The 20,754-nt window shown below is 67.1% G+C and carries 16 protein-coding genes and 1 tRNA gene; 8 read left to right on the top strand and 9 right to left on the bottom strand.

From position 1 onward, the window contains the following. The first annotated feature begins 135 nt into the window (after positions 1 to 135). The 3 genes from tilS to AC27VL_RS18030 are packed head-to-tail and all read left to right on the top strand — an operon-like array spanning position 136 to position 2,587. Entirely contained in the window at positions 136 to 1,422 is a 1,287-nt protein-coding gene (tilS, locus tag AC27VL_RS18040) for a tRNA lysidine(34) synthetase TilS (protein ID WP_488767706.1), read from the top strand. Between the two features lie 36 nt (positions 1,423 to 1,458). After that, a complete protein-coding gene (locus AC27VL_RS18035; protein WP_006381978.1) occupies positions 1,459 to 1,719 on the top strand; it encodes an exodeoxyribonuclease VII small subunit in 261 nt (86 codons plus the stop codon). Next, positions 1,709 to 2,587 carry a polyprenyl synthetase family protein gene (locus AC27VL_RS18030; protein WP_488767704.1) on the top strand — a complete coding sequence of 293 codons (879 nt, stop codon included), beginning with the start codon at positions 1,709 to 1,711 and terminating at the stop codon, positions 2,585 to 2,587. The genes AC27VL_RS18035 and AC27VL_RS18030 overlap by 11 nt, the downstream gene beginning before the upstream one ends. A 70-nt stretch (positions 2,588 to 2,657) precedes the next feature. Here the strand turns inward: AC27VL_RS18030 and AC27VL_RS18025 are convergent, their stop codons facing one another. Together AC27VL_RS18025 and pmbA are read right to left on the bottom strand one after the other, a co-directional pair. Next, complete coding sequence (locus AC27VL_RS18025; protein ID WP_346578580.1) at positions 2,658 to 3,020, bottom strand: DUF4870 domain-containing protein; 363 nt, start codon at positions 3,018 to 3,020, stop codon at positions 2,658 to 2,660. A gap of 87 nt (positions 3,021 to 3,107) precedes the next feature. Beyond that, positions 3,108 to 4,475 carry a metalloprotease PmbA gene (pmbA, locus tag AC27VL_RS18020; RefSeq protein ID WP_488767702.1) on the bottom strand — a complete coding sequence of 456 codons (1,368 nt, stop codon included), beginning with the start codon at positions 4,473 to 4,475 and terminating at the stop codon, positions 3,108 to 3,110. Positions 4,476 to 4,543: 68 nt separating this feature from the next. Here pmbA and yjgA point away from each other — a divergent pair, with 68 nt between their 5' ends. After that, complete coding sequence (gene yjgA, locus AC27VL_RS18015; protein ID WP_100553155.1) at positions 4,544 to 5,134, top strand: ribosome biogenesis factor YjgA; 591 nt, start codon at positions 4,544 to 4,546, stop codon at positions 5,132 to 5,134. Between the two features lie 41 nt (positions 5,135 to 5,175). Here the strand turns inward: yjgA and tldD are convergent, their stop codons facing one another. From tldD to AC27VL_RS17995, 4 genes are all read right to left on the bottom strand, one after another. Continuing rightward, positions 5,176 to 6,621, bottom strand: coding sequence for a metalloprotease TldD (gene tldD / locus AC27VL_RS18010; RefSeq protein ID WP_191078788.1), 1,446 nt, complete (start codon positions 6,619 to 6,621; stop codon positions 5,176 to 5,178). A 64-nt stretch (positions 6,622 to 6,685) separates the two neighbouring features. Beyond that, the gene (locus AC27VL_RS18005; protein ID WP_488767699.1) at positions 6,686 to 10,549 is read right to left on the bottom strand and encodes a YhdP family protein; all 3,864 of its coding nucleotides are present in this window, start codon (positions 10,547 to 10,549) and stop codon (positions 6,686 to 6,688) included. Between the two features lie 30 nt (positions 10,550 to 10,579). Continuing rightward, positions 10,580 to 12,067 carry a ribonuclease G gene (rng, locus tag AC27VL_RS18000; RefSeq protein ID WP_100553158.1) on the bottom strand — a complete coding sequence of 496 codons (1,488 nt, stop codon included), beginning with the start codon at positions 12,065 to 12,067 and terminating at the stop codon, positions 10,580 to 10,582. Beyond that, positions 12,060 to 12,668: a Maf family nucleotide pyrophosphatase gene (locus AC27VL_RS17995; RefSeq protein WP_100553159.1), complete on the bottom strand. Its 609-nt coding sequence runs from the start codon at positions 12,666 to 12,668 to the stop codon at positions 12,060 to 12,062. The genes rng and AC27VL_RS17995 overlap by 8 nt, the downstream gene beginning before the upstream one ends. Positions 12,669 to 12,798: 130 nt before the next feature. On the opposite strand from AC27VL_RS17995, the gene AC27VL_RS17990 reads away from it, so the two are divergent. The 4 genes from AC27VL_RS17990 (at position 12,799) to arcD (ending at position 18,966) form a co-directional block, all read left to right on the top strand. Further along, the gene (locus tag AC27VL_RS17990) at positions 12,799 to 13,536 is read left to right on the top strand and encodes an SIMPL domain-containing protein (protein ID WP_100553160.1); all 738 of its coding nucleotides are present in this window, start codon (positions 12,799 to 12,801) and stop codon (positions 13,534 to 13,536) included. A gap of 221 nt (positions 13,537 to 13,757) precedes the next feature. Beyond that, positions 13,758 to 14,408: an energy transducer TonB gene (locus AC27VL_RS17985; protein WP_100553161.1), complete on the top strand. Its 651-nt coding sequence runs from the start codon at positions 13,758 to 13,760 to the stop codon at positions 14,406 to 14,408. Positions 14,409 to 14,624: 216 nt separating this feature from the next. Continuing rightward, positions 14,625 to 17,435, top strand: coding sequence for a TonB-dependent receptor (locus AC27VL_RS17980; RefSeq protein WP_100553162.1), 2,811 nt, complete (start codon positions 14,625 to 14,627; stop codon positions 17,433 to 17,435). 109 nt (positions 17,436 to 17,544) lie between these two features. After that, positions 17,545 to 18,966, top strand: coding sequence for an arginine-ornithine antiporter (gene arcD, locus AC27VL_RS17975; protein ID WP_488767695.1), 1,422 nt, complete (start codon positions 17,545 to 17,547; stop codon positions 18,964 to 18,966). A gap of 49 nt (positions 18,967 to 19,015) precedes the next feature. Here the strand turns inward: arcD and AC27VL_RS17970 are convergent, their stop codons facing one another. The 3 genes from AC27VL_RS17970 to rlmH all read right to left on the bottom strand — a co-directional run bounded on the left by AC27VL_RS17970 (position 19,016) and on the right by rlmH (position 20,704). Further along, positions 19,016 to 19,984 carry an alpha/beta hydrolase gene (locus AC27VL_RS17970; RefSeq protein ID WP_488767693.1) on the bottom strand — a complete coding sequence of 323 codons (969 nt, stop codon included), beginning with the start codon at positions 19,982 to 19,984 and terminating at the stop codon, positions 19,016 to 19,018. Between the two features lie 150 nt (positions 19,985 to 20,134). Next, positions 20,135 to 20,211 (bottom strand) — tRNA-Asn (locus tag AC27VL_RS17965). Positions 20,212 to 20,233: 22 nt separating this feature from the next. Then, positions 20,234 to 20,704 carry a 23S rRNA (pseudouridine(1915)-N(3))-methyltransferase RlmH gene (rlmH, locus tag AC27VL_RS17960; protein ID WP_025879294.1) on the bottom strand — a complete coding sequence of 157 codons (471 nt, stop codon included), beginning with the start codon at positions 20,702 to 20,704 and terminating at the stop codon, positions 20,234 to 20,236. Between the last annotated feature and the right edge of the window lie 50 nt (positions 20,705 to 20,754).

The following is a 20,754-nucleotide window of genomic DNA, read 5'->3' as shown; positions in this document are numbered from 1 at the left end:
GCGTCCCCCGCAACCGGACCCACCCCGCCATCCCACGGAACGCCCGCTGTTGCTTTGGCTGTTGCCATTGCCCTGGCATCGGCAGGTGCAGGGCGCAGCCCTGCCGGCTCACCCACCCACCCTATACTTGCCGCCGTGACTGCCTTCCCGCCCCCCGCTACGCTGGATGCACCGCTGCTGGTCGGCTACAGCGGTGGCCTGGATTCGACCGTGCTGCTGCACTGGCTGTGGCGATCGGCGCAGGCCGCCGGCACGCCCTTGCGTGCCATCCATGTACACCACGGCCTGCAACCCGCTGCCGATGATTGGGTGCGCCACTGCCAGCAGCAATGTGCTGCGCTGGGCATCGAGCTGGCCGTGCACCGCGTGCAGGTCACGCGTGAGGGCGGCCATGGCCTCGAAGGTGCCGCCCGGCTGGCACGCCGCGCTGCATTCACCGCCGAGTTGCAGGCTGCGGAAACTCTGGTGCTGGCCCAGCACCAGGATGACCAGGCCGAAACCTTCCTGCTGCGCGCGTTGCGCGGCTCGGGCATCGATGGGCTGGCGGCGATGACCGCTGACAGCCACCTCGATGGCCATCGCCTGTGGCGGCCATTGCTCGATGTGCCTCGCAGCAGCCTGCAGACCTACGCCACGACTCACGGCCTGCAGTGGATCGAAGACCCCAGCAACGGCGAAGACCACGCTGACCGCAATTTCCTGCGTCTGCGGGTGGTGCCACTGCTGCGCCAGCGCTGGCCACACGCCACCGCCGCATTGGCGGGCAGCGCCGCGCATAGCGCGCAGACGCGGGCGCTGCTCGACGAAGAAGATGCCGAGCTGCTCGCTCACCTGGAAGTGGCACCACGGGTGCTGTCGCTGGAACTGCTGCGCCAGGTCGCACCGGAACGTGCTGCGCGCGTGCTGCGTGCGTGGGTACGCCAGCACAACGCAGCACCGCTGCCGGCGCACGTACTGCGGCAGGCACAGAACGAATTGATGATCGCCGGCGCCGATCGGCAATCGCAGGTGCGTTGGCAACAGCACGCCATCCGCCAGTGGCGCCAGCACGCCTACCTGCTGCCGGCAGAGCTGCCGGCTCTGCCGAAGGACTGGCAGGCGGCGTGGGACGGCCGCGCGCCGTTGCAGCTGCCCGACGGCGGCCAGCTGCGCCTGCTTGGCACGGACGGCTTCGAACACCCGCTGCAACTACGCGCCCGCCAGGGCGGCGAACGCATCGTACTGCCCGGCCGTACGCATTCATGCGCGCTGAAGGACTGCCTGCAGCGCGAGCATTTGGCGCCCTGGCGACGCGCGCAGCTGCCCCTGCTGTTCGACCGAGAGCAGCTGCTGGCGGCCGCCGACGTGATTGTTTCCGCACCGCTGCAGGCTTGGCTGCAGGCACACAATGCACAGTTGCAGTGGCATCCGGGCGGCTGGTGAATTGACCCTCGCGCGCGCGCCGTCCACACTTGTCGCATGGCCAAGAAGTCCCCCGAAAACGCCTCCCCGGTCGCCCAGTTCGAGCAGTCGCTCGAATCGCTGGAACAACTGGTGGAGCAGATGGAAACCGGCGAGCTGAGCCTGGAAGCCTCGCTCAGTGCTTACGAACGTGGCGTCGGTCTGTACCGCCAGTGCCAGCAGGCGCTGGAGCAGGCCGAACTGCGCGTGCGCCTGCTCAGCGATCCGGCCCAGCCCGAAACCGCCGAACCCTTCGATCCGCCCAGCCATGACGGCTGAGGCGTTGTTCGCGCGCTGGCGCGACCGTATCGAAAGCCAGCTCGACGCCGCCCTGCCCTCACCGGCCGAAGCCCCGCAACGCCTGCACCAGGCAATGCGCTATTCCGTGCTCGGTGGCGGCAAGCGCATGCGCCCCTTGCTGGTCTATGCCGCCGGCCAGGTGTTCGGTGCCCCGCTGGACAGGCTCGATGCCGCAGCGATGGCGGTGGAGCTGATCCACGCCTATTCGCTGGTGCACGACGACCTGCCGGCCATGGACGACGACGCCCTGCGCCGTGGCAAGCCCACCACCCACATCGCCTTCGACGAAGCCACCGCGATCCTCGCCGGTGACGCACTGCAGACCCGTGCGTTCGGCCTGCTGGCCGATGCGCCCCTGCCGGCGGCATTGCGTGTGGCATGCCTGCAGACCCTGGCCCATGCCTCCGGCGCGGCCGGCATGTGCGGCGGCCAGGCGCTGGATATTGATGCCACCGGCCAGCAGCAGTCGCTGGCAGCGCTCACCCGCATGCATGCGCTGAAGACCGGTGCGCTGATCCGCGCTGCCGTGCGCATGGGCGCGCTGTGCGGTGAAGCGCCCGAACCCGTGCTGGCCCAGCTCGACGGTTTCGCCGATGCGCTCGGCCTGGCCTTCCAGGTCCGCGATGACATCCTCGATGTCGAAGCCAGTTCCGAGCAGCTGGGCAAGACCGCCGGCAAAGACCAGGCCCAGGACAAGAGCACCTTCCCTGCCCTGCTCGGCATGGACGGCGCCAAGGCGCAGCTGCGCGAACTGTCCGCGCACATGCAGCAGGCGCTGGCGGGCTATCACGAAGAAGCCGATGCGCTGCGCGCGCTGGCCACGCTGGCGGTGGAACGCGACCACTGAGGCAGCGTGCCGCCACCAACAAAAAACGCCCGGCAGTGCCGGGCGTTTTCGTATCCGCGTACAGCCTGTCTTACTTGATCAGGCGCAGCGCGAACGGGTAACGGTAAGCTTCGCCGTTGTTGGCCTTGACCGCAGCGATGATGCTGAAGACCAGGCTGAGCAGGCCGACGATCGGCGCCAGGAACGCACCGATGACCACGAAGGTCAGGATGATGCAGGCGAACATCGCGATGGCGACGGTGATCTGGAAGTTCAGCGCCTCCTTCGACTGGTCAGTGACGAAGGCCTTGCTGGCGTCATCCTTGTTGATCAGCCAGATGACCAGGGCGCCGATGAAACCGGTGAAGATGCCCAGCAGGTGCGCTGCCAGGGCCATGGTGCGCTGGTCGGCAGGCACGCTGCTCGCCGCCGGGACGTTCTCGAATTCGCTCACGACAAAACTCCTTTTTATTGGGTGGTCTTGACCGACCGGCGGCAAGCCGGTCGCGTCAGGCGGGCCTAGCTTACGCCATCAATGGCATCAATCATTGCCGGCGATCGTCATCCGCCCCACCAGGATCGAGCCGGTGCGGATATGCGAGCGCGGATCGACGTCGCTGCCAACCGCCTCGATGGCCATGAACATGTCGCGCAGGTTGCCGGCGATGGTGATGCCGTCCACCGGATACTGGATCTGGCCGTCCTCCACGCGGAAGCCGCCGGCGCCGCGCGAGTAGTCGCCGGTCACCCCGTTCACCCCCTGCCCCATCAGCTCGGTCACCAGCAGGCCGTTGCCCATCTGCGCGGCGATCTCCTGCAGCGAACCGGCATTGGCCGCCAGCTGCAGGTTGTGCACGCCGCCGGCATTGGCGGTGGTCTGCAGGCCCAGTTTGCGTGCCGAATAGCTGCCCAGCACGTAGCGCTGCAGCACGCCGTCGCGGACCAGGGCCGACGCACGCGTGGCCACGCCGTCGCCATCGAAGGCGGCCGAGCGCAGGCCGCGGCGCAGGTGCGGCAGCTCCTCGATCTGCATCCAGTCGGGGAACAGCTGCTGGTCGACGCTGTCCAGAAGGAAGCTGGCCTGGCGGTACAGTGCGCCGCCGGACACCGCCGACAGCAGATGGCCCACCAGGCTGCGCGCCACTTCCGGCGCGTACAGCACCGGCATGCTGCCGGTCGGCAGCGAACGCGGCTGCAGGCGGGCGATCGTGCGCTCGGCGGCGCGGCGACCGACGCTGGCCGGATCTTCCAGGTCCTCGCGGGCCAGTGCGCCGGTGTACCAGCCGTCGCGCTGCATGCCGTCGCCGGTGCCGGCAATCAGCGCACAGCCGATCGAATGGTGGGTGCCGCGCTCGCGGCCGATGAAGCCGTGCGAATTGGCATAGACCGACACGCTCTGCATGCTCGACACCGAGGCGCCATCGGAATTGCGGATCTGCGCATCGGCTTCGCGGCCCGCGGCCTCGCAGGCCAGTGCCAGGTCCACCGCCTCGTCGGCCTGCAGCTCCCAGGGGTGCCAACCGTCCAGTTCGGGGAAGTCGCGGGCCATCAACCCGGCGTCGGCCAGGCCGGCGGCCGGGTCGTCCTCGGTATGACGGGCGATCGCGCAGGCCTGCTCGACGGTGGCCAGCAGGCTGCCCTCATGCAGGTCGGCAGTGCTGGCACTGCCCTTGCGCTGGCCGAAGTAGACGGTCACGGCAATGCCGCGGTCGCGGGTGGACTGCACGGTCTCGACCTCGCCGAGACGCACATTGACCTCCAGCCCGCGGTCCTCGCTGCAGCTGACCTCGGCCTGGCTGGCGCCCAGCGCGCGGGCACGCTGCAGCAGCTGCTGGGAGATGTCGGCCAGCCGTTCCAGCCGGGCCGGGCTGTCGTCGCCGACGGCAACTTCAGGGGCGATCACGTTCAATGCTTTATCCTGTGCGGGTTGGGCCCGGCATCACGCCGGGCGACTTTTTTTGAAATCAGGTATGGACGATGCGCGGACGCGACGAAGAAACCGGTGAATTCCACGACAAGAGCCGCAGCCAGAACCGGCGCGATGCGCTCGACGTCCTGGCCCTGGGCGAGAAGCTGGTGTCGCTGACCCCGGCCCAGCTGGCGCGCCTGCCGATCCCGGAGGACCTGCTGCCGCACATCGCCGAGTGCAAGCGGATTACCGCCCATATCGCGCACAAGCGGCAGCTGGCGTTCCTGGCCAAGCACATGCGCCGCGAGGACGATGCCGCGCTGGACGCGATCCGCGATGCGCTGGACGCCAACAGTGACACCGGCCGCCGCGAAGTGGCGATGATGCACCGTGCCGAAGACTGGCGCGAACGCCTGATGAACGAGGGCGACACTGCGCTGGCCGCACTGCTCAACGATTACCCGCAGGCCGACCGCCAGCAGCTGCGCACGCTGGTGCGCAACGCCCAGGCCGAAAAGGCCAAGAACAAGCCGCCGCGCGCCTACCGCGAAATCTTCCAGGTGCTGCGCGCGCTGATGCTGCCGGCCGCGCTGGGCCTGAAGGCATCCGGTGAGGATGTCGAGGCGGACGCGCCGGTCGACGACACCGACGAGGACTGAGTCCCCGTCGGGCATGGCGGTGGCGGTGGCCATCGCCGTGCTCAGGCCTGGGTACCGCCGACGGTGATGCCCTCGATCAGCAGCGACGGCTGGCCGACGCCGACTGGCACACTCTGCCCGTCCTTGCCACAGATGCCCACGCCCTCGTCCAGGGCCAGGTCGTTGCCGACCATGCGCACCTTCTGCATGGTTTCCGGGCCGTTGCCGATCAGGGTCGCGCCCTTCACCGGCGCGGTGATCCGGCCATCCTCGATCAGGTAGGCCTCGGTAGCCGAGAACACGTACTTGCCGCTGGTGATGTCGACCTGGCCGCCGCCGAAATTGACCGCGTACAGGCCCTTCTTCACCGAACGGATCATTTCCTGCGGATCGTGCTGGCCGGCGCGCATGTAGGTGTTGGTCATGCGCGGCATGGTCATGTGCGCGAACGATTCGCGACGGCCGTTGCCGGTCGGCGCCACGCCCATCAGCCGCGCGTTGAGGCTGTCCTGCATGTAGCCGACCAGGATGCCGTCCTCGATCAGCGTGGTGCACTGGGTCGGATGGCCTTCATCATCGATGTTGAGTGAACCACGGCGCCCATCCAGGGTGCCGTCGTCGACGATGGTCACGCCCGGGGCGGCCACGCGCTCGCCGATCCTGCCGGCGTAGACGCTGGTGCCCTTGCGGTTGAAGTCACCTTCCAGGCCATGGCCGACCGCCTCGTGCAGCAGCACGCCCGGCCAGCCCGGCCCCAGCACCACCGGCATCACTCCGGCCGGTGCCGGCACCGCCTCCAGGTTCACCAATGCCTGCCGCAGCGCCTCGCGCGCGAAGGCTTCCGGGCGGCCATCGGCAAACAGCACTTCATAGCCGTAGCGACCACCGCCGCCGGCATAACCCGACTCGCGGCGGCCGTTCTGTTCAACAATCACCTGCACGTTCAAGCGCACCAGCGGTCGCACATCGGCGCCCAGCACACCATCGGTGCGGGCGACCAGTACGGTATCGACGCCACCGGACAGGCTGACCATCACCTGCTTCACGCGCGGGTCGGCCGCGCGCAGGTAACCGTCCAGGCGCTTGAGCACCTCGACCTTGGCTTCGTTGCCGAGGCCGTCGATCGGGTCCAGTGCCGGATACAGCACGCGCGCATCGCCGCGCAGCAGCGAGCGTCCGGTCTGTGCGCCACCTTCGCGCGAGATCGCACGTGCCGACTGCGCCGCCGCCAGCAGTGCACCGGCGTGGATGTCATCGGAATAGGCAAAGCCGGTCTTCTCGCCGGCAATCGCGCGCACGCCCACGCCCTGTTCGATGGAATGGGCGCCGTCCTTGACGATGCCATCTTCCACGCTCCAGCTTTCGCGGCGGGCGTGCTGGAAGTACAGGTCGCCAAAGTCCACACCGGGGCCGAGCAGTTGGCCGAAGGTGCGCTCCAGGCCGGCGGTATCCAGGCCACCGGGGCGCAACAGGCGATCTTGGGCAAGCGTCAGGGCGTTGTCAGTCATGGTCTCGATCTGGGGGTGTGAAGGCGGCCAGGCAAGTCCGCCGGGGGAAACGGGGACGCCGGGCTCAGCGCGGCGGCGGTGGTTCGGTGACGGTCGGCGGCACGGCCGGCAATGGTTGTATGCGCGGCGGCGGTGCCGGCGCACGTTCGCGGCTGCGCTCGATCACTTCCACCTTGGGCTCCTTCCACGGGCCGGTCACCTTGTAGGTGCGGGCGCCGATCTCGCCCAGTGGCTTGGACAATACCGCATTGGTGGCGGCGCCCAGCGCCGCACCGACCGGGCCACCGGCCACCGCGCCGACCACGGTCAGCAGGTTGCCCGCGCGCGGGTTGACGTCGATGGTCTGGTCGAACTGCTGCTTGCGCAGGTCGGCCTCGCCACGGATGGTGATGTTCGCTGCCGGCCCTTCGATCAGCACCTTGTCGGTACGCGCCATGCCCTCGCCGAACTGCACGCTGCCCTCGACCTGGTTGAACGCGAAGCCCTTGGAGAAGAAATCGCGGAAGTCGAACATCAGCCGTCGCGGCAGCTGGGCGACGCTGAGCAGGCCCAGCACGCGGCCGGCACCCGGTTCCAGCTCCAGCAGCTGGCCATTGCGGGCGTTCACATCGAGCTGGCCCTGCAGGTTGCCCAGCTGGAAATCGGAAGGACCACCGGGCCACGACGCCTGCAGCTGGGCGTGGCCGGAGCCGCCGCGCAGCTGGCCGCCGTAGTCGAGGTTCTGCAGCAACCCGCCCAGGTCTTCACTGCGCACCTGCGCATCGAGCGCGGTGCGCGAGCCGCCGCCCTTGCCGAGCCAACGGCCACGGATGTCGATCTCCTGGCTGGGGGCACGGAAGCGCAGTTCTTCCACGCTCAGGCCATTGGCAACCGGCCGCGTGCGCAGCACTGCCTGGCCCAGCACGACCTTGCCGAACTTCAGATCGGCGATGTCCAGCGCGAACGGCGGCAGTTTGGCCGGGTCCATGTCGTCGGCGCCGGCCTGCACCCGTGCCGGTGCCGCGGTCGCTCCGGGAAGGGTCGGCAATGATTGCCAGTGCACCCGCTCGAGCTGGCCGCTGATGGTGCCGCCATCGGCGTTGGGTACGTTCAATTTGCCGGCCAGCGACGGGCCATCCAGACGCACGTCCAGCGCCTGCGGGCCGGGGTGCAGCTGCAGGCGGGTCTGCTCGAACACGCCGCCGATCAGCATCAGCTGGCCGACCTGCACGTCCACTGCGCGCAGCGGCATCGGATCGCCATCGCCACCGGCGCCGCGGGCCAGGCCGATCCATTCCAGCGCATCCAGCGTCGGGCTGCGGCCATTGATGGTCAGCCCGCTGGGCGGCGGTTCGCGGTCAACACGGTCGCTGCCCAGGGTGACCTGCACGCCGGTCTGGTTGTTGTGGCTGCGCGCGGCCAGCGCCAGACGCTGGCCGAATGCCACGTCGATGCGGCCAGCGCCCATCGGCAACTGCGCGGCCACGGTGGTCGGCAGCGGCTCGCTGGCCGGCTTCTGCAGCGGTGCCGGCAGGTCCAGGCGGGTGCCCACCAGGTCCGAGCGCAGGCGCAGCTCACTTGGCGGCGCTGGCGCACCCGGCGCGACCTTCGGCAGGTTCACCGCGATGGTCCACGGCGAGGTGCCATTGATGTAGGGCTTCAGCCACGCCATTTCCGGTGCGCGGTCGATCAGCACGCCCGCATCGAGCGTGGCGGACAGTTCCGATTCGAAGGCCAGCTTGGGGTCACGCACGAAACCACCGGCGCGCAGGCTCAGCCGGCCGTCCTGGCCGAGGTGGCGCACGGTCAGCTCCTCGGCGGCGAAGCCGGCGTTGCTGTAGCGGGCTTGCCCACGCATGTTGTCGAATTCCAGCTGGAAGCGCTTGTCGACCAGCTTCAGCCCAGCCAGGTCCACGGTGCCCTGCAGGTGGCCACCACCCTGGTCATGATGCAGAGGCTGCAGCAGGTCGAAATGCACGTTGGCCGGGCCGCTTGCCGCGAGGTTGTCCAGGGTGTCGCCGTATTCCTTGTGCAGCGGGCTCTGCCGCAGCATTGCCAGCAGCTTGCCGGCATCGCCCTGGCTGTCGGCGCGCACGTACAGGGGTTGCTGGCCGAAATCCTGGATACCGGCTTCGAACTTCTGTACCGCTACGCCGGCCAGATCGCCGCGGCCCTGCATGTGGAAGCCGGGGCCGATGAAGGCAACATCGGCGTCCACCTGGCTCATCAACGGCCAATCGTGCTGGAAGCGGATGTCACCGTTGGTGATGTGGCCGGTGGCCTCGAAGCGGCCGTCGTTGTTGTCGAACGGCCAGTCGTCCAGGTCACCGCTGACCAGGCCGATGCCGTTGCGCACCTGGCCACCGGCCAAGGCCATGTCCAGCCAGTCGGTGGCGCCTTTGCTCATTTTGGAATGGATCCAGAAACGCTTGGCGGCGGTCATCGGCACGTCGTCCAGCTTGGCCGCCAGCTGCATCCACGGCCGGGTGCCATCGCCCTGGAACCAGAGGCCACCGCGCACGTCGGCGGCATAGTCGGTGCCTTCCACGCGCATCGCCGGGGTGCCGATGCGCCAGCCACCGGCCTCGTCGCGCCAACCGACGATCTGCCCGGCCAGGTGCAGGTCATGGCGCACGCCGAAACCGGTCGGCCAATCGAACTGCAGCTGGCGTTGCGGTTGCAGCTGCAGGCTGAAGCCGTCGGCATCACCCTCGAAGCGGCCGCTCAGGCCACGCAGGCCCGGCGAATTGCCAACGCTGGCAAAGCCCAGCGACTGCAGCTCGCCCTGTACCCACAACGGGCCATCCTGCTGACCGCGCACCTGCAGCTGCGCCACGTCCAGCTGCGGCTTGGCCAGGTACAGCCAATGGCGCAGGCCCGCATCCAGCCGGTCGCCGAGTGACAGCGCGCGCAGCGCGAGACCCGCCTGCGCCGCCCCTGCCTGCACCTGCATCTGCTTGCCCATCCGCACTTGCAGGCCGTCCAGCTGCTGCTGGCTGCCCTCGGCCTGCAGGCGCAGGCGCGGCACCTGCAGCGCCCAACCGTCTGCGGTCCGCTGCCAGCGCAGGCGCGCCTGCAGCCGTTGCAGCTGCATCTGCGGAGCCGCGATGCCAGGCATCGGCGCGCCTTCGATACGCAGATCACGCAGATCCGAATCGGTGGTCAGCGCCACCGGCGCGAAATCCCGCAGGGTCAACCACAGGTTGAGCTCGCCCTTGCCCTCGCGCAGGCGCATGCCACCGGCCGCCAGCAACGGCGACCAGGCGCGGAAATCAACCGGATCGGCACCCAGCCAGGCCTGGCCGTTGCCGCGCTGGCGATCCAGGTCCAGCACCGCCGTCAACGGCAAAGCGTCGATCTCTGCCCAGGCACGCACGCCCACCCGCAGGCGGTCGCCATCCACGCGCAGGCGCAGATCGATGCGTGGCAGGCTGGCGTCGACGCCCAGCGCAGGCGCATGCACGCCCAGGCGGCCGCCAATCACCTGCAGTTCGCCCAGCCGGCGCAGCGCATCCAGTGGATCGCCGCCAGCACTGGACTGCGGCAGGCCACGTACCGACCAGCGGCCATCGGCAGCCTGCTGCAGATCCAGTGCCAGGCCGCGCAGGCGCAGTTCGGTCAGCGAGCGGCCCGGCAGCAGGCCGCTGTACATCGACACCAGCACTTCAGCTTCGCCGATGGCCAGCCCCTGGCCCGCGCCGATGCGCAGGCCCTTCAACTGCAACAGTGGACCGCGTCGGGTCCAGGTGGTGTCCAGGCGTTCAAAGCGCACCGGTTGTCCGGCGCGCGCGCTCAGCCAGGCCGCGATCCTGTCCGGATGGCGCTCAGCCAGCGGCAGCAGCTGGCTGAGGGTACCGACCAGCAGGGCAAGCCCGACCAGGCCGACCGCGCATGCGGCGATGAAATGACGGCGGATCCTTCGCAGTCGCAGGCGCGGCGGCGCGCTCATCGGCCACCGAAAGCAGACAGTCGGCCTGGATCAGAGCAGAACAACATCGAACTGCTCCTGCAGGTACTGCTCATCCGCCTGGAAGCGGATGCTCTTGCCGAGGAACTCCTCCAGCTCGGCCACCGCCGTGGATTCCTCATCGGTGATCCGCGCCACCACCTTGCTGGAGGCGATCACCAGCAGGCGCGCGGCATCGAACTGGCGCACCGCACGGGTGATCTCGCGGAAGATCTCGTAGGTCACCGTTTCGGTGGTCTTGATGGTGCCGCGGCCACTGCACTGCGGGCAGGTCTCCGACAGCTGACGCTCCAGGCTTTCCACCGTGCGCTTGCGGGTCATCTCCACCAGCCCCAGCGGCGAGAAGTCGTACACCGTGGTCTTGGCGTGGTCGCGGGCCAGCGCCTTTTCCAGGGTACGCAGCACCTGGCGGCGATGCTCGGCGTCATCCATGTCGATGAAGTCGATGATGATGATGCCGCCCAGGTTGCGCAGGCGCAGCTGCCTGGCCACCGCCTGCGCGGCCTCCAGGTTGGTGCGGAACACCGTCTCTTCCAGGTTGCGCTGGCCGAGGAACGAGCCGGTATTGACGTCGATCGTGGTCATCGCCTCGGTCTGGTCGATCACCAGATAGCCACCCGACTTCAGCGGTACCTGCTTGTCCAGCGCACGGCCGATCTCGTCCTCGACCCCGAACATGTCGAAGATCGGACGATCGCCGCTGTACAGCTCGATCTTCTCGGCCAGCACCGGCATGTACTTGGCCACGAAGGCCTGCAGCTGGGCGAAAGTCTCCTTCGAGTCCACCTTCACCTTGTCCACGTCCTTGCGGATCAGGTCGCGCACCGAGCGCAGCGGCAGGCTCAGGTCTTCATAGATGTTGCTGCACGACGCCGCCTCGCGGCCGCGACGCTCGACCACGTTCCACACCCGTGACAGGTAGGCGATGTCTTCGGCGATGGCCTCGGCCGGCTGGCCCTCGGCATTGGTGCGCACGATGTAGCCGTAGCCGCCGTGCTGGGCCGACAGTTCGGTCACCAGCGTCTTCAGCCGTGCGCGCTCGCCTTCGTCCTCGATACGCGCCGACACGCCCACCACCTTCGATTGCGGCAGCAGCACCATGTAGCGCGAGGGAATGCTGATCTGGGTGGTCAGGCGTGCGCCCTTGGTCCCGATCGGATCCTTCACCACCTGCACCACGATGTCCTGGCCGTCGCGCAGCAGTTCCACGATCGGCACGCTGGACGGCGGCGGCAGGGTCGTGTTCTCGGTATCGGCACTGGCCACCGGCGCCGGCCGCACCACGTCGTTGGCGTGCAGGAACGCGGCGCGGTCCAGCCCCACTTCGACGAAGGCCGCCTGCATGCCCGGCATGACCCGCTGCACCTTGCCCTTGTAGATGTTGCCGACCACACCCCGGCGCCAACCGCGCTCGATGTGCAGTTCCTGCAGCATGCCGTTCTCGATCACCGCGACCCGGGTTTCGCGCGGGGTCACATTGACCAGGATTTCCTCAGACATCGGCAGCCTCCCTGGCGGCATCAGCAGTTGGGGCCAGCACGCCGCAGCGGGCCAGCAGACGATCGGTATGCAGCAACGGCAGCCCCATGACACCGGAGTAGCTGCCGGAAAGGTGTTCGATCCAGCGCTCGGCGCCGCCCTGGATGGCATAGGCGCCCGCCTTGTCCAGCGGCTCGCCGGTGGCGACGTAGGCGGCGATGTCGGCGGCACTGATCGGGGCGAAAGTGACTTCGGAAACGACCAGTTCGCTGTCCAGCCCCTGCGCGTCCACCACCACCACGGCGGTCATCACCTGATGGGTGCGCCCGGCCAGCCGCGCCAGCATCGCCCGCGCGTCGGCGGCATCGGCCGGCTTGCCGAATACGTCGCCATCGAGCACCACTTCGGTATCCGAGCCCAGCACCCGCGCCTGCGGGTCCTCGGCCAGCACCCGCGCCAGGCCGGCGCGCGCCTTGTCGGCGGCGACCCGGCACACATAGTCCTGGGCACTTTCAGAGGCCGCGCGCTGCTCGACGACCTCCAGGTCCAAGGCCTGGAAAGGGCGTCCGAGTCGGGCCAGCAGCTGGTTGCGTCGGGGGGAGCGGGAAGCAAGATAGAGCATCGACACAGCATAACCTGACGCCGGTACCTGAATCGTCGGACAATCCTTCCCCGGCGCCTGCAACCCCGAACGGACTCACAGCGCGTTCATCGCTACGACACCACCCTCACCGCCACAACAAGGAGATCCCATGCGCCGCACCGCCACCCCGCTGCTGCTTGCCCTGTCCCTCGCTCTTGGAGCTTCGATGACCGCCCATGCCGACCCGTCGTCGCCGTCGATCGCCGCTGCGGCCGAAGGCACGCTGCTGAACATCTCGGCCAACGCCGAAGCCACCCGCGTACCGGACGTCGCCACCCTGTCGGCCGGCGTGGTCACCCAGGCCGCCGACGGCAACAGCGCGATGCGCCAGAACGCCCAGCAGATGGACAAGGTACTGGCCGCGATCAAGGCCGCCGGCATCGCCGAGCGCGACGTGCAGACCAGCGGCGTCAGCCTCAACCCGCAGTACCGCTATGCCGACAACGAAGCACCGAAGATCACCGGCTACCAGGCCAGCAACACCGTCAGCCTGAAGGTCCGCGACATCGCCAAGCTCGGCAAGGTGCTGGACGCGCTGGCCGCGCAGGGCGCCAACCAGATCAACGGCCCGCAGTTCGAGATCGACCAGCCCGAACCGGTCTATGACGAAGCCCGCCTGGCGGCACTGAAGAAGGCCCAGGCCCGCGCCCAGACCTATGCGAAGTCGCTTGGCCTGCAGGTGCGCCGTATTGTCAGCATCTCCGAGAACGCTGGTGGCGGTTTCCGCCCGCCGATGATGATGCGATCGATGGCAGCGGGCGCGGCGATGGACAAGGCCACCCCGGTCGCCCCGGGTGAGTCGACCGTCTCGGTCAACCTGGACGTGGTGTTCGAACTGGGCCGCTGAAGCCCCTGCCCGCTTCCTGCAACGGCGCCCTGCGGGGCGCCGTTTTCGTTTCCGTCGTCGCCGTGCCCGCCCCGCTAGATGAAGGCCAGCTCAACGCTGCCGCCCCTGCCTCTAGGCAGTGGTAGAGGCGGCGCGCTAATGATTGACTGCCAGCCGCGTGCGGCAACCCCGATGGCGGCCCTGGTGCGTTGAGGACTTCGACACTGGCATGGAGGTGGACCATGGTTCGTACGTATCCCGTAGTACCCCTGCACTTCGATCCTGCCCGCGTTGCCGCCTGGAGTGCGGCCATCGCCCTGCATCTGCTTGCGTTCCTGATGTTGCTGATTCCGGCGACCTACCAGGCCGTCACCGCACTTCCCCGCGACCAGACCACGATCCGGTTCATTCCGAAGGAAGACCCGAAGCCGCCGGTACCGCTGCCGACCGAACCCGAAAAGGTGGAGGTGGTGCACAAGCGGCAGGCCACGCCGGTGCCCGCACCGCTGCCGACGCCTACCGCCACCGTCGAGGAGGCCCAGGGCATCATCCTGCCGGCCGCCGAGCCGACAGTGGTGCAGACGGCGCCGACGATCGCCCCGTCCACGCCGTTGGCCGGTGCCCAGCTGCAGTACCGCAGCAACCCGCCGCCCAGCTACCCGATCCAGGCCCTGCGCAACCACGAGCAGGGCACGGTGCTGCTGCGGGTGGAAGTGGACCCCAGTGGCCAGCCGGTGAATGTCAGCATCGAACGCAGCAGCGGTTCCCGCAGCCTGGACCAGGCCGCGCGCCAGCAGGTGCTGCGCCACTGGCGTTTCGTGCCGGCCGAGCGTGATGGCATGGCCGTTCCGGCGATCGGCATGGTGCCGGTGCAGTTCTCCCTGCCCGACTGAGTCAGAGGCCGGCCCGGCAGCGCGCCGGGCCGGCCACAACGGTGAATAGGCCGGAACAGGGCCAATCTGCCCGGTTATTTGAACTTCGTTGGAAAACCGTTACGAATTTAGTAAAACTTCACACCTCCGTCACCTGCCGGAAACCTAGATTGACGCGTCCCGGGACACACCGGAGACAGCCCTCAATGCTCGAGTTTTCCAGTCAGGAGAGAAGCTGTGAAACACCCGATCCAACGGCCCGCCAGCCGCCGCCGCAACCACCTGGCAACATCCATCACCCATATCCTCACCGGCGGCGCCCTGCTGCTCGCCGGCGCCGTGGCCTCCTCCTCTGCATTCGCACAGGAACAGGCCACCAACCTTGACCGGATCACCGTCACCGGTTCGAACATCCCGCGCACAAACACCGAGACACCGTCACCGGTGCAGGTGGTGACCCGCCAGGAGATCGATCGCACCGGCAAGACCACACTTGCCGAGTACCTGCAGACCATCACCGCCGATGGCGCCGGCTCCATCCCCAAGACCTTCGGCAACGGCTTCGCCGGTGGCGGCGCCGGCATTTCGCTGCGCGGCCTGGGCGCCGGCTCGACGCTGGTGCTGTTGAACGGCCGCCGCATGGCCACCTACGGCCTGGCCGATGACGGCCAGAAGGTGTTCACCGACCTCAGCACCATCCCCCTCGATGCCGTCGAGCGCGTGGAAGTACTGAAGGACGGCGCCTCGGCGATCTATGGTTCCGATGCCATCGCAGGCGTGGTCAACATCATCCTGCGCAGCGACTTCCAGGGCGCGATCCTGCGTGCCTCCTACGGCACCTCCGGTGATGGCGACGGCGATGCCAAGAAGGCCACCCTGACCGCCGGTACCGGCGATCTGGCTACCGACGGCTGGAACGCTTTCTTCAGCCTGGATGTCGGCAAGACCGACGCCATCAAGATCAGCGACCGCAAGAACCGCAAGTGGATCGGTACCGGCGATACCCGCCCGTGGGGCTACGACGCAGCCGACTCGCAGTTCCTGGGCGGCGCGTATCTATCCAAGGGCACGGCAGGCGGCGTCGGCCCCAATGGTTCGGTCTTCGACGACCGCAATGTAACCAAGGACAATCCTGCCTTCCTGGTTGCGCTGCCGGGCTGCGCGAACCTCACCACCATTCCGGGCCAGACGGATGCAAGCGCGCAGGCGCAAGGCTGCCTGTGGGATCCGGCGCAGCAGTATCGCGACCTGACTCCTGAAGAGAAGTACATCAACGTGTTCGGCCGTGCCAGCTTCGCTTTCGGCGAAGGCGGCGAGATCTACACGGAGATCGGCTACTCGAAGAAGGAAACGATCTTCAGCAACACCCCGTCAGGCGCTGCGGGTACCTGGGGCTATCCAGGCGGCGTCGTCACCGCGAACAGTGGCTCCAAAGCCACCGTGCTCGGCCCGAACCATCCTGACAACCCGATTCCCGGCCAGGCCTCCAGGCTGCGCTATTCGGCGTGGGATGTCGGTCCGCGCGTGACCAACAACACCAACGAGTTCAACCGCTTCCTGGTGGGCGTCAAGGGCAACTGGGGTGACTGGAGCTACGACACCGCCTACCTGCATTCGGCGACCGACCTGGTCAACAAGCGCACTGGTTTCCTGCGCTACAGCGCCGTGCAGTGCGCGCTGGGCAATCCGAACTGCGCAGGTGGCGTGTGGCGCATCGGCGACAATGCCAATCTGAATTCGCAGGCGTTGTACGACTACATCTCACCAACCATCAGCGCCCGTGCGAAATCCGGCCTGGACATGTTCGACTTCACCGTGTCGCGCAGCCTGATGGACCTGAAGGGTGGTCCACTGGGCCTGGCAATCGGCACGGAATGGCGCAAGACCAGCAACAGCCTGACCCCGCAGACCTACACCGACACGGGTGACATCATCGGTCTGGGTTACTCGGCCTACGACGGCACCCAGAACGTGTATGCCGGTTACGTCGAACTGTCCGCACCGGTGCTGGAACAGCTGGAACTGTCTGGTGCCCTGCGATACGACAAGTACGAAAGCGGTGAAGGCAAGGCCACGCCGAAGCTCGGCGTGAAGTGGACTCCTGCCGACTGGATCGCACTGCGTGCCAGCTATGCTGAAGGCTTCCGCGCACCGAACCCTGCCGAAAATGGTGACGGTGGCCTGGCTGCATTCTCGAACGCATCCGACCCGGTTCGTTGCGCCATCGACGCCGGCGAATGTACCGCCCGTACGGTAGCGATCATCACCCGCCCGAACAAGGATCTGAAGCCGGAGGAATCCAAGAGTTACTCGGTGGGCATCGTGCTGCAGCCGACGTCCTCGACCTCGTTGACCGTCGATGCGTGGCAGATCAAGCGCACCAACGAAATCGCCCAGGGCAGCACGACGGCAGCGATCCGGGCCGGCAATGTGGTGCGTGACATCAACAACATCGGCGGCGTTCCCAACAGCGGCAACATCCTCGCGGTCAACACGGCCTACGTGAATGCCAACTCTTCACGTGTTCGCGGCATCGATACCGATATCCGCCAGACCTTCGACATCGGTCCGGGCCAGCTGGAAATGGACCTGCAGTGGAGCCACGTCCTGAAGTTCGAGCGTACCGAAGGCGATGAGACTGTCGACTATGCCGGCACCCACGGCAATTGCGACGTCACCAACTGCATCGGCACCCCGAAGGACAAGATCAACTTCGGTACCACCTGGCGACAGGGACCTTGGAGCGTCAGCGGCATTGCCAACTACATCGGCAAGATGGACAACACCGACAAGCGCGGCGGCACGTATCAGGCGTTCTATGAAGATGGAACGCCGGTGAAGAAGATCTCTTCGTTCACCACCTTCGATCTGTCCGGTCGCTGGAACATCACCGAAGCCTTCGAGCTCAATGCCTCGGTGGCCAACGTGTTCGACCGTATCGCCCCGCTCGATCCGACCACCTACGGCGGCGTGAACTACAACCCGATGCACTTCTCCGGTGCGCTGGGCCGTTACTTCACCGTCGGTGCCAAGTACACGTTCAAGTAATCCTGCTGCAGCGTCACCCGCAAAGGCCCGGGCTCTCGCCCGGGCCTTTGCTTTTTTCCGCACGCGACAGCGTCCATCATGGGCACCCCGGACAGCTGCAGCGCACGTGATGCCCTCTTCCAACCAACGCCTTGGCCTGGCCGCACTGACCGCACTGGTGGTCGGTTCGATGGTCGGCGCCGGCATCTTCTCGCTGCCGCAGAACGTGGCGCGCAGCGCCGGCCCGGCCGCCGCACTGATCGGCTGGGCAGTGAGCGGTGCCGGCATGCTGATGCTCGCCTTCGTGTTCCAGGCCCTGGCCAATCGTCGCCCCGACCTGGACACCGGCATCTATGCGTATGCGCGCGCAGGCTTCGGCAACTACATCGGCTTCTCTGCGGCCTGGGGCTACTGGGTCGCTTCGGTGCTCGGCAACGCCAGCTTCTTCGTGCTGATCTTCAGCGGCATCGGCCACTTCGCGCCGGTGTTCGGTGAAGGCAATACACCGGCCGCCATCGCCGCATCGTCCGTGTTGCTGTGGACCGTGCACCTGCTGGTGCTGCGCGGCCTGCGTACCGCCGCGATCATCAATGGCCTGGTCACCGTGGCCAAGCTGGTGCCGATCGCGCTGTTCCTGGTTCTGGCGGCCGGTGCATTCCGCATGGACGTGTTCCGTGCTGACTTCTTCGGCGCTCCCGCGCTGGGGGACATGGGTCAACAGCTGCGCGGAATGATGCTGGTCACCGTGTGGGTGTTCATCGGTATCGAAGGCGCCAGCATCTACTCGCGCCGGGCCACACGACGCGCCGATGTCGGCCGCGCCACCGTGATCGGCTTCATCGGCGTGTGGCTGCTGCTGGTGCTGGTCAGCCTGCTGTCGATGGGCGTGCTGTCGCAGGCCGAGCTGGCGGGCCTGCCCAATCCCTCGATGGCCTATGTGCTGCGTGCGATCGTGGGCGAATGGGGCGCAACGGTGATCATCATCGGCTCGATCATCTCGGTGCTGGGTGCACTGCTGGCATGGGTGCTGCTGTGCGCCGAAGTGCTGTTTGCCGCCGCTGGCGATGGCACGATGCCGGCATTTCTCGGCCGCGAGAACGCGCGCGGCGTACCTGCCAATGCGCTGTGGCTGAGCAACGGACTGATCCAGCTGTTCCTGCTGCTGGTGCTGTTCAATTCGGGCAGCTACACAAGCCTGGTGCTGCTGGCGGCGTCGATGAGCCTGGTGCCGTACTTCCTGTCCAGCGCGTTCGGCGTGAAGCTGGCCTGGCAGGGCGAGGCGTACGCCAGCGCGGCCGGTGCCCGCTGGCGCGACTTCATCGTCGCACTGCTGGCCAGCGCCTATGCGCTGTGGCTGGTGTATGCCGGTGGCCTGGACAACCTGCTGCTGTCGGTGCTGCTGTATGTGCCGGGCGTGGTGCTGTACGCGTTGACCCGGCGCCAGCGCGGCGAGCGGATTTTCACGCGCTGGGAGTGGGTATTGTTCGGCGCGATCCTGGTGGTGGCGATCACAACGCTGGTGGCATTCTGGAAAGGCCAGCTGACGCTGTAGAGCCGAGCACGCGCTCGGCTTCGCGCAGGCAGCCGAGCATGGCTCGGCTCTACAACCGACGTTTCGTCAGCATGCCGATGTCGCGCATCCAGCGTTCGGCCAGGCTGGGCCATGCCGACACCGGCGCATCTTTCAGCCGCAGGCCGAACGCGTGGCCGCCACGCGCGAACAGATGCATTTCAACCGGCACGCCGGCCTCGATCAGTGCGCGCTGATAGGTCAATGCATGACGGACATCGTCCGTCGGGTCATCGGCGGCCTGCACGATGAACGTCGGCGGTGCCTTGGCATCGACCACGATGTCTTTTTCCAGCGAATCATCCTTGCGTACCCAGAGATGCCCCGGATACAGCAGCATCGCAAAGTCCGGCCGGCTGGACTGCGCATCGGCCGCATCCAGCGATGCATAGCTGCGCTGCACATGCGTGCTCAACCCGGCCACCACATGGCCGCCGGCCGAGAAGCCGATCACGCCCAACCGTTGCGGATCGATGTTCCAGTGCGCGGCCTGCGCACGCAGCAGGCCCATTGCCCGTTGCGCATCCTGCAATGCCATCGGCACGCCGGGAATGTCGCGGCAGTTGCATTCGCGATTCCAGTTCGGTCCCGAGGCTGGTACGCGATACTTCAGCAGCGCGCAGGTGATGCCTTGTGCGGTGAGCCAACCACAGATCTCGCTGCCTTCCAGGTCGATCGCCAGCACGTTGTAGCCACCGCCCGGCACCACCATCACTGCGGTGCCGGTAGGCGCGCCTTTCGCCGGAAACACGGTGAGCGTGGGCACGGCTACGTTCTGCAGCATCATCCAGTGCTCGCCACTGGCCTTGGAGACGGTTTCGCTGACCTGTTCGGTGCCTTTCAGCTTCGGCGGCGCCATCACCTGGCCGTCGGGCCAGAGAGGAAATTCAGTGGTACCGGCCGGCGGTTGCCAGTTGGTTGGCGCTGCGGCTGATGCGGTAAATGGCAGCAGGACCATCAGCAGGAGAAATGCAAAGCGAAACGCGCGCATCGTCAACATCCACGTGATGGACCTGCAGTGTAGAGCCGAGTCCGCTCGAAAGATCGCGCGCAATGCATCCACGCATGGCGTGGATCTACCGCCGCACGCGACTGCACGGCACGACGCAACAAAAAAGGCCTGCATCTTGCGATGCAGGCCTCTTGAAAGTGGCGCCCGAAGTTGGACTCGAACCAACGACCCCCTGATTAACAGTCAAGTGCTCTAACCGGCTGAGCTATTCGGGCAGACCGCCAGTATAACGACTCTTCACGCGCGATGGTAGGGGTGATTGGCCAACATCGCAGCGGCGCGATACAACTGCTCGGCCACCACCAGCCGCACCAGCATGTGCGGCAGCGTCAGCGGGCCGATCGACCACTTTTCATCGGCCAATGCAGACACTTCCGGCGAATGGCCTTCCGGCCCGCCAATCAGGAACGCCAGGTCCCTGCCCTGTCCGCGCCAGTGTTCCAGGCGCTGTGCCAGCTGTTCGGAACTGAGCTGGCGGCCCGGCACGTCCAGTGCAACGACATAGGCATTCTTCGGCAACGCAGCGATCACGCGTTTGCCTTCGTCTTCGGTGGCGCGACGTGCGTCCCGCCCTTTGCCGCGCAGGCCGGGCTCGATCTCCACCAGCTCGAAGGGCAACCAGTGCGAGAGCCGCTTCTGGTACTCGGCAAACCCCTGCGCCACCCAACTGGGCGCGCGTTCGCCGGTGGCGATCAGGCGGGCTTTCATCAACATTCCTCCAAAACGTCGACGGCGCCATCGGCGCCGTCGAAAACCGC

Source organism: Stenotrophomonas sp. 14P6.2.3 (genome assembly GCF_057799055.1).
This window is presented reverse-complemented; position numbering and strand designations above follow the sequence as displayed.

Excerpts from the sequence above, each read along its gene's own strand:
- AC27VL_RS18035 (WP_006381978.1), top strand. The coding sequence starts at position 1,459 with ATGGCCAAGAAGTCCCCCGAAAACGCCTCCCCGGTCGCCCAGTTCGAG.
- AC27VL_RS18030 (WP_488767704.1), top strand. The coding sequence starts at position 1,709 with ATGACGGCTGAGGCGTTGTTCGCGCGCTGGCGCGACCGTATCGAAAGC.
- yjgA (WP_100553155.1), top strand. The coding sequence starts at position 4,544 with ATGCGCGGACGCGACGAAGAAACCGGTGAATTCCACGACAAGAGCCGC.
- tldD (WP_191078788.1), bottom strand. The coding sequence starts at position 6,621 with ATGACTGACAACGCCCTGACGCTTGCCCAAGATCGCCTGTTGCGCCCC.
- AC27VL_RS18005 (WP_488767699.1), bottom strand. The coding sequence starts at position 10,549 with ATGAGCGCGCCGCCGCGCCTGCGACTGCGAAGGATCCGCCGTCATTTC.
- rng (WP_100553158.1), bottom strand. The coding sequence starts at position 12,067 with ATGTCTGAGGAAATCCTGGTCAATGTGACCCCGCGCGAAACCCGGGTC.
- AC27VL_RS17995 (WP_100553159.1), bottom strand. The coding sequence starts at position 12,668 with ATGCTCTATCTTGCTTCCCGCTCCCCCCGACGCAACCAGCTGCTGGCC.
- AC27VL_RS17990 (WP_100553160.1), top strand. The coding sequence starts at position 12,799 with ATGCGCCGCACCGCCACCCCGCTGCTGCTTGCCCTGTCCCTCGCTCTT.
- AC27VL_RS17985 (WP_100553161.1), top strand. The coding sequence starts at position 13,758 with ATGGTTCGTACGTATCCCGTAGTACCCCTGCACTTCGATCCTGCCCGC.
- arcD (WP_488767695.1), top strand. The coding sequence starts at position 17,545 with ATGCCCTCTTCCAACCAACGCCTTGGCCTGGCCGCACTGACCGCACTG.
- AC27VL_RS17970 (WP_488767693.1), bottom strand. The coding sequence starts at position 19,984 with ATGTTGACGATGCGCGCGTTTCGCTTTGCATTTCTCCTGCTGATGGTC.
- rlmH (WP_025879294.1), bottom strand. The coding sequence starts at position 20,704 with ATGAAAGCCCGCCTGATCGCCACCGGCGAACGCGCGCCCAGTTGGGTG.